We start from the raw sequence: 8,966 nt of genomic DNA, 5'->3' as shown, positions 1-8,966 counted from the left end.
ACGGACCAGCAGCGTGCGCAGCCCGCCGGCCTGCCGGATCAGCATGCCCACGCAGATGAACGCGAACCCGGCGGTGGGCAGCCAGATGACCAGCAGCGGTGACATGTGCATGTTGGCGACGAAGCTCATGCCCATCTGGAGCGTATGGTCGAAGCCGACCAGCGTGATGGCGGCGATGGCCAGCCCCGGGTTGCCGCGCTGGCGCTTGCGCACCCCCGCCAGGGCGCAGGCCAGGATGGGAATGAAGGGGATGGCGATGGTCCGCGCCAGACGGAAATGGAGTTCGGCCAGCATGTACGAATGGCTCAGCCCCTTGTACCCGTGCCGTATGCCCGCGTACAGCTCCGGCACGGTCAGTTCACGTTCGGTTTCGCCGCGGTTGCGGTAGGCTTCATCATCAATCTTGTGGTTGGGGGAGATCAGCTGCGTGGTGCGGGTGAAGCCGGTGATGCTGGGGGGCTTGTCCTGACTGTCGGTTATGATCGTGCCATCCACCAGATCAAGGCGTATGTTCGAGCCATCGGCGGGGTTGTAGAGATAGCCCTTCTGCGCGGAAATGTAGCGCACATGCGTCTTGTCCGTATTGTCACGGATAAAGACGTGCCACATCCTTGAACCGGCATGGTCCACGTTTTCCGCCGTAAGCAGGATATTGTCCGACGCCGCGAACATCTTGGACTGCAGATGCGGCGCCCACCCGGCATGGCTGGCGAAATAGAAGGCCGATCGGTAGTCATAGCGCGCATAGGGCTGGATGAACCCGTACAGCGAGAATGCGAGCAGGCTGAATATCGCGCCGGTCAGCACGAAAGGCTGGCAGATGCGGAAAATCGAAACCCCGCTGGCCGTCAGCGCGTCGATTTCATGGTTCGCGCTCATGCGGCGGACGACGGAAAACACGCTTACGCACATGGCCGCGGGCAGTGCCAGACCCAGATAATGCGGGATCAGGTCGCTGAGCAGGCCGAAGAACGTCTTCATCGAGCTGCCATTGGCGGCCAGGATGTCAAACAGCACCAGCAGCCGTTCCAGCAGCAGGGCCGCCATGACGACGCCAAGCGCAATGGAAAACGGCGGCACAACCTGGCGCAGAAGATAGCGATCCATTGTGCTGGGGAGCAGTTTTCCCATTATCCCGTGCTGAAAAGACATGCGGCTCATGTGGGCGTGCTTATACCCGAAAAACGGCTGGATGGAGGGGTATGTTCAAAAATAGTTTCCTGCGTTGTGTCGCCGTCCTCATCTATTGGAAAGAAACGTCTTGTAACGGCCAGCGTGTAGCCCGCGCCGTCCGGGGTCACGGTAATGCGATTCCAGGCCGCCGCGCGCAGCGGATCATGCGATCGCGCGGAGGCGGAGGCAACGCCAAGCACGGGCACGGCCCCGTCCGGCCCGGGCAGGGAGGAGATGGTGGAAAGGTGGATGTGGCCATGCAGCACCATCTCGGCTCCTTCCCGTGCAATGCAGGCGGAAAAATCCTCTATATCCGTCAGGGCCTTACGCCGGGATGCCAGACCCGCCACGGGGGGGTGGTGGATCATGACGATCCGGCACAGGCCGTCTCGCGCCGTTTCGTGCAGGATGGCGCGCAGGCGCTGCAACTGGTGCGCGCCCACCCGGCCGGTCGCCAGGAACCAGGGGACCGGCACGCAGGAACTGACGCCAATCAGCGCCACGTTTCCCACCCGGCGGACAAACGGAAAGGGGAGGGGCCCCATCCATGGCAACCACAGGCCGACCGTGTCATGCCAGTTGTCCTGAACAAGGGTGTCATGATTTCCGGGTATGACTGTGCACGGCACGGGCATCTGTTCCAGCCAGCGCCGCGCCTGCCGGCATTCTCCCGGCAGGCCCATATTGGTCAGATCCCCGGTCACGGCGATCATGTCGACGGAACTGGCGCGGATGTCGGCCATCACACGGGCCAGAATTTCCGGCCGGTGTACGAAACGGCGGCGTCTTTTCCATGAAAGATGGCTGAACATGCGTTTGTTCAGTTGCTCCCCCAGCCGGGGGGGGACCATTTCGGTAGGCAGGTGAGGGTCTGAAAGATGGGCGATTGTGGTCGTGCTCAAGCTGGCGTCTTTCCTTGCCTCATACCCGCCATGGACAGCGCGCGCGGTGTTATGCCTGCCTGCCCATCGGGGTGATCCATCGTTTCGTGCCTTGCAATAGAAGGCAGATGGTTGCTTATGGCCTGTACGTCAAATTTCAGACAGGGATGGGATAATCAGTGACCGGACGTTTTGCGCTTGTTTATAACCCGCGCAGCCGGCGGAATGTGAAGGATGGGAGCCTGTACGCCCGGACAGCCCGCAGCCATCTGGGGGAGAATTTCATCCAACCCGCTGATCGCGCCCGTCTGGATACCATATCGCGGAACTGGCCGCCCGGCGGATGGACTGCATCGCGATTGACGGGGGGGATGGCACCGTCAGTGATGTCATGACCGCCGTCCATCGCCATTATGCCCCGGACAGGCTGCCCGCCCTCGCCATCCTGCCTTCGGGCAATACCAACCTGATCGCGGGTGATGTCGGGTTTGGCATGCGTGGGATTGCGGCGCTTGAACATCTCCAGCACCTCGCCGCTTCCGGCACGCTCCGGCGCAATGTGCGCAGGCGGAGCGGGCTGGTTGTCGAATGGCCGGAAGATGACGGGCGCGAGCCGGTCGTGGGGATGTTCCACGGGGCGGCGGCGTTCACACGCGGGATCGAACTGGCCCATCAGCCCGCGATCCTGAACCACTACGCGCACGAAACCGCTGTTGTTGTTTCGTTCCTGTCCTCCGTCGCGCATCTGCTCACCCGGCGCTCCCGGCAGGAATGGATGATGGGCGACCCCATCGGCATACAGGCCGGCGGGACGGTGCGGCGGGGAAACTGCTTTTTGTTCCTGTCCACCACGCTTCAGCATCTGCCCTACGGGATCTGGCCGTTCTGGACCGACCATGGCGCGCGTAGCGATGTCATCAATTACCTGCATGTGGCGGCCCGGCCCACGCGTCTGGTCCCGGCGGCGATGGCGCTGCTGCGGGGGCGGCATCCCGGCTGGCTGCGCCGGAACCCCGATTATTGTAGCGGATGCGAGGCGCGTATCGAAATGACGCTGACATCCGATTTCGTGCTGGACGGGGAAGTTCTCTCGCCCGGCGCAAGCGGGCGGATCATCCTGTCATCAACCGCGCCCATCGACTTTATCCAGGCCTGAGGAATGGTCAGCATGCCGCACTCCAGCCCGCTCCGCCTTGCCGCCGCAGGGCGCGTTGCCCACCTGCTGGCCGCTGACCTGACCCGGCCGGTTGCGCCCGCGGTGACGGAGTTCGTGACACGGATGATCGGCGGCGCGCGCCCCATGGGGGTGCTTTTTTACGGCTCCGTCCTGCGGGAACCCGACCCTGAAGGCGTTCTGGACTTCTATGTCATTGTCGAGCGTCTGGAGGACTGGAACGCCGGCTACCTGGCGCGTGAAGCCAACCGCCTGCTTCCCCCCAATGTGGAATATCATGAGATCGCGGCAGGCGGGCAGGTCATGCGCGCCAAGGTGGCCATCCTGTCCATTGCCCAGTTCCGGCGCATGACGGGGCAGGCGACGCTCGACACCACCGTGTGGGCGCGTTTCTGCCAGCCGTGCGGCTTGTATGGGTGCGGGATCCGGATGCGGCGGACGCCATTCTCGGCTGCATCATCCGTGCGGTGGCGCAGGCGGGCCGGTGGGCCGCGGCACTCGGGCCGGAACGGGGCACGGCGGATGAATTCTGGCTTGCCCTGTTCGCCCATACCTATGGCGCGGAACTGCGGGTGGAAAACGGACGCAGGCCCCGGACCCTGCTGGGCGGGGCGGAAACACGCTACAGGACCTGCTGCCCGATATATGGATGGCGGAGGGACTGGAATTCGATCGCGATGGCGCGATCCTGGCTCCCCATCTGGCCCCGGCACGACGTCGCGCTGCGGGACGGATGGTGGCTGCGCGGGCGGCTGGGGCGGGTTCTGAATGTAAGCCGCCTGTTCAAGGCCGCCTTCACCTTTGAAGGTGGCGCGCGCTATATCGCGTGGAAAATCCGGCGGCATTCCGGCATCGAACTGCCGCTGGGGCCGTTTTCCGAACGGCACCCCCTGATCTGCCTGCCCTATCTGTTATGGAAGCTAAGGCAGGCCGGTCTGTTCAGGCGGCGCGGTTGATTCCCATTTCCGCCGCCACGACCGCGAAGATCTCGACAGCCCGGTCGATCTGTCCGGGCGTATGCGTCGCCATGACGGAGGTGCGCAGCAGCGGATGCTGGTCAGGTGTCGCGGGCGGCAGGCTGAGGTTGACGTAAACCCCCAGATCCAGCAGCCGGTTCCAGAACGCCACGGCAACGGGAATGTCATCCAGCACGACGGATACGACCGGGCTGGCCTGTGGGCCGGTACGCAGCCCGGCGGCCTGAAGGCCCGCATGCAGCCTGCGCGCATTGTCCATCAACCGCACGCGCAGTTCGGGCTGGCGCTCCATCTCATCCAGCGCAGCCATGGTCGCGGCAATGACTTCCGGTGGGAGGGACGCCGTAAACATGTAGGGACGCGAGCACAGGCGGATCAGATCCAGCCCGGCATGGTTGGACACACAGTAGCCGCCAACCGTGCCAAGGCTCTTGGAAAAGGTGCCGACGACAAAATCCACATCGTCTTCCACGCCATCGGCTTCCGCCACGCCCCGGCCGTGCTCACCCATCACGCCGACGGAGTGGGCTTCGTCCGCCAGCAGCCATGCGCCCGTCTCGCGCTTGACCGCCGCGAATTCCGCCATGGGAACCACGTCGCCCATCATGGAATAGATGCCCTCGACCACAACCAGCTTGGCGCCCGGCGTGCCTTCAAGGCGGCGGAGGCGCTTGCGCAGGTCATCGGCATCATTATGGCGGAAACGGATCACCTGAGCATGGCCCAGCCGACTGCCGTCATAGATGCTGGCATGACTGTCCGCATCCAGCAGCAGGTAGTCATCCTTGCCCGCAAGGGCGGAAATCGTGCCCAGATTGGCCTGGTAGCCGGTGGAGAACACCATGCAGTGCCGCCGCCGGAAAAACGCGGCAAGACGCTCTTCCAACTGGCGGTGCAGCCCCTGCGTGCCGTTGGCGATGCGCGAACCGGTGGTGCCGACACCATAGGCCCGCGCCGCCGCCACGGCGGCTTCGATCGCGGCGGGGGACTGGCTCAGGCCAAGGTAGTTATTGGTGCCGAAAAGCAGGGTCTCACGCCCTTCGATCAGCCGACGGTGGAGGAAATGGGCTTTTCGATAACGACGTTGAACGGATTGCGTCCGCCCCCGGCAGTCACGGCCGCCAGCGAGGCAGCCAGTGCTTCATATTTGGAAAAAATCGACATGGCGCGTCAGGACGCCTGCTTGAGGGATACGATACACGCCGCCAGATCATCAATCGTGCGGATATCGGCCAGCCGGTCAAGCGGCACGGAAACATCAAGGGTATCCTCGATTTCCATGACAAAATTCATGACGGCCAGTGAATCAAAGGCCAGATCCTCGACGATCTTGCTGCTGCCATTGATATCACGGGGAACCTTGGGGTTCGCCAGCAGCGTCTTCACGATCAGCGCGGAGACGCTCGCTACCGTTTCAGTCATTCCTACATCCTTATGGCACGTCCTGCCTGCCTGGGCAGGGGATCAGCATGAATGGCCAGCCCGCGATCCATAAATCACGGGTGGGGCTGCAATCCGCCCCCTGACCGGGAGTCTTATGATCGAAAAACAGGTTTTTGGCCAGTCCCGCGTTACACTCCCGCCCGTGCGGGAAAGCGGGCAGGGCGCATCCTGTCAGACAACCGGAACAGATGTCGTTTCAAGTGGCTGGAACGCGCCCGAAAGCAGCATGGCCTTCGCCCGCGCCCGTGTCAGCTTGCCCGATGATGTCTGCGGCAGGGTATGGGGGGGCACCAGAATAATGGAGACGTCCACCCCATGCTGCCGACGGAACAGGCTGGCGGTTTCCGTTTTCAGCGTCTCGCGCGCTTCGGGGGAGGAGGCGCGGCACTGTACCAGCGCCACGATCTTCTCTCCCTCGTCCTCATCCACCGAGAAAACGGCCACATCGCGGCTGCGCAGGGCGCTGATTTCGGTCTCGGCCGACCATTCCAGATCCTGCGGCCAGATATTGCGGCCGTTGATGATGATCAGATCCTTGGCCCGGCCGGTCACGACAATCTGGCCATCCAGCATGTAGCCAAGATCGCCCGTGTTCAGCCAGCCATCGGAATCGAGCGTGCGGGCGGTTTCCTGCGGCCTGCGGAAATAGCCCTGCATCAGGCTGGGGCCACGTACGAAAATGGTGCCGATCTGGCGATCCCGCAACACATGGCCCTGTGCGTCGCGCACTTCAAGCTCATGCTGCGGCAGGACCTCGCCACAGATGACGAACGTGCGGAGCGCGCAGGCCGGATCGTTGGCGGCAATGGCCTCGCCCCGGGTTTCCAGCGCGCGCAGGTCGATCGTATCGGTGCGGATGCCGGAGCCAAGGGGGGCGAAACTGATGGCCAGCGTGGCCTCCGCCATGCCGTAACTGGCGGTAAACGCCCGGCTGTCAAAGCCGGAGGCGGCGAATCTCTGTCCGAAATCCTCAAGGATATGGTAGCGGATCATATCCCCGCCAATCCCCGCGATCCGCCATGAAGACAGGTCCAGCTCGATCGAGGTGGCGCGTCGCGCGCAGAGTTCGTAACCGAAGGAGGGGCTGTAGGAAATCGTGCCTCGGTTGCGGCTGATCAGGTCAAGCCACACATGTGGCCGCCGCGCGAACTCACGCGTCGGCAGCATGTCAACGCTCAACTGGCAGGTCATGGGGGTCAGGAAAAAGCCCACCAGACCCATGTCATGATAAAGTGGCAGCCATGAGACGCAGCGATCACCCGTTTCACGTACCTTCAGGCCGTTCAGGGCAATGGCATGCGCATTGGCCATGCCCGAACGCTGGGTCACCGCGATCCCCATGGGGAAACGGGTGCTGCCCGAGGAAAACTGGAGATAGGACAGGTCATCCGGCCCGATGGCGGGCAGGGTCTCGACCGTAATCGGGGTTTCGAGCAGTTCGCCCGGTGTGCCCGCGAATTTCAGGTCCAGGCCCGCCGTGATCTCATCGGTCCATGAGGAGATGATCGAGGCGATCACCACGGCGGAGGCCGCCGCACCTTCGATCATGCCCCGCAGTGCCCACATATCCCTCGCGGCCACCGAAGGCCACGGGCAGTGGCAGCGGGGCCGACACTAGGCCCGCATACTGGCAACCGAAGAAGATGCGCGCGAAATCACCATCGCTTTCCGCCACGATGGCGACCCGGTCACCCGGTTTCAGGCCCAGTGACAGCAGGCGCTTGCCCGTCTCGATCGCCTGTTCACGCAGCACGCTGTATGGCAGGGTTTCGAGCAGTACACCTTTGCCGGAATAGATATTGAATCCGCTACTGCTGCGCGGCATAATCCAGCGCTGCGGGGAACGATGGAAAATCGCCGTAACGACGGGGCAGACCAGAATCGGAGGGGGTCGGGAGGCTTGTCATTTCCGGTAATGTGACTTCCACAGACGTATCTTGAAACGGCGAATGGGCGGTCTTCAACCAATTACCCTCAAAAAGTCAATAATCGATTTCGCGCCCTTGGCCGCCGTATCAACCGGTGCCGCAAACCCGAATGTGTTGCGTATATACTCTTTTTGCCGATCAAGGAAATTTGCATGTGAGCAAAAAGAACTGTCAAGCGTTGCCTCCAGGTTGTCCACATTTTCCGCCACCGGCCCCAGCGTCCAGTTTTCATAATCGGCATTGCCGCGCCATCGGGTCCGATGGGCGTCAAGAAACAGGCAGGGGCGGGGCCGGATCAGGAATTCACTGACCTGGCTGCTGACGTCGCCCATATATAGGTCGGCTGCAAGGGTATAGGTCATGTCCACGCTTCTGTCGCTGCCGGGATCAATGATCAGATGGGGCGCCGATGTGAAAGGCGCCAGCAACCGCATGATTTTCCGCCGTTCCGTATCGAATAACCGATAATGGGGGGCGAAGATCAGATTGTATTTTGTCTGGCGCGCGAAATATTCAAGCACCTTCATCCCGAACCGTGGCCATGAGGACAGCGAGGGACAGAAATGCGGATTATAGATTATGGTGGGGCGGTTATTGGAAAACAGCCGCGCACGATGGGTCTGCAACCGGCGCACCATGTCGAATTTCGCATATATGCCAGTCATATAATGTCCCGCGCGCAGGGAGCCCGCATTCAGCAGGCGGGATTCCACCTTGGGGCCGGCCAGAAGCACATAATCGAATTGCCTTACGTCACGTGCAAAACCGATGCCCCGATCACCCGCGCCATGACGGGTCCATATAAGTCTGGGATGGGTGACACCCATCCTGCGCAGATAAAGGGATGTGCGTTCAGGAACGACAATGGCCTGAAATCTGCTGAAATAATTTCTGTTTAAAAAGAGCGTCGCCAGTTTACCGAAAGGCGTCGGGCCATATTGCGCGATGTACCGCCGAATCCATGGGGGATGGTGGAGAATGTCAAAACGGATGGATGATTGCGGGTAAAGCCGCGACAGCATGCGTATCCGCGCATCGCGTTGCGGGGTCAGGCTCGCGATATGAACCTGAATGTCCGGATAAAGACGGCTCATTTCCAGCGCTATGGAAAGCGAATGGAATTCCTGATGTGGCTGGGCAAGGTAGGGAAACAGGATGTGAGCCAATGGATGGACCCTGTCGCGTGGCCTGAAAACGTAATGTGCGATAATATAACGTCGCCACGATCATGCTCCCAATCGCCATTCCATCCAATCCCGAACGTAGGGAAACAGTCCGTATTTCTGCCCGGCCGTGAAGCAGTCGAAGTGATGGCGCTACCGCTTCGTTCCGTGGGTTGGTTTTTTCCTGAACGTGCAGCCCGACCTCATGGTTGAGGCGGGAAGGGGCC

5 protein-coding genes and 3 pseudogenes are annotated in these 8,966 nt (G+C 61.9%); 2 read left to right on the top strand and 6 right to left on the bottom strand.

Features of this window, described 5'->3' with window-relative positions; translation table 11 throughout:
* Positions 1-1,107, bottom strand: a 1,107-nt coding sequence (locus JCM25156_RS06225; protein WP_025812501.1) for an LptF/LptG family permease, incomplete at its 3' end; no start/stop codon positions are given.
* Between the two features lie 50 nt (positions 1,108-1,157).
* Positions 1,158-2,075, bottom strand: coding sequence for a metallophosphoesterase family protein (locus tag JCM25156_RS06220; protein WP_025812500.1), 918 nt, complete (start codon positions 2,073-2,075; stop codon positions 1,158-1,160).
* A gap of 322 nt (positions 2,076-2,397) precedes the next feature.
* On the opposite strand from JCM25156_RS06220, the gene JCM25156_RS22040 reads away from it, so the two are divergent.
* On the top strand, positions 2,398-3,210 hold the full coding sequence (locus JCM25156_RS22040) for an acylglycerol kinase family protein (RefSeq protein ID WP_242402510.1): 813 nt from the start codon (positions 2,398-2,400) through the stop codon (positions 3,208-3,210).
* Positions 3,211-3,222: 12 nt separating this feature from the next.
* Positions 3,223-4,184: pseudogene (locus tag JCM25156_RS22035) on the top strand (hypothetical protein).
* Here the strand turns inward: JCM25156_RS22035 and spt are convergent.
* The 4 genes and pseudogenes from spt to JCM25156_RS06190 form a co-directional block, all read right to left on the bottom strand.
* Positions 4,168-5,369: pseudogene (gene spt, locus JCM25156_RS22030) on the bottom strand (serine palmitoyltransferase). The pseudogenes JCM25156_RS22035 and spt overlap by 17 nt on opposite strands.
* 6 nt (positions 5,370-5,375) lie before the next feature.
* Positions 5,376-5,627 carry an acyl carrier protein gene (locus JCM25156_RS06200; RefSeq protein WP_025812499.1) on the bottom strand — a complete coding sequence of 84 codons (252 nt, stop codon included), beginning with the start codon at positions 5,625-5,627 and terminating at the stop codon, positions 5,376-5,378.
* Positions 5,628-5,819: 192 nt separating this feature from the next.
* A pseudogene (locus tag JCM25156_RS22025) lies at positions 5,820-7,555 on the bottom strand (fatty acyl-AMP ligase).
* Positions 7,556-7,608: 53 nt separating this feature from the next.
* Positions 7,609-8,742 carry a hypothetical protein gene (locus tag JCM25156_RS06190; RefSeq protein WP_025812498.1) on the bottom strand — a complete coding sequence of 378 codons (1,134 nt, stop codon included), beginning with the start codon at positions 8,740-8,742 and terminating at the stop codon, positions 7,609-7,611.
* Positions 8,743-8,966: the final 224 nt, after the last annotated feature.

Source organism: Komagataeibacter kakiaceti JCM 25156 (genome assembly GCF_000613305.1).
The sequence above is the reverse complement of the archived record's forward strand: the minus strand, read 5'-3'. Positions and strand labels throughout refer to the sequence as shown.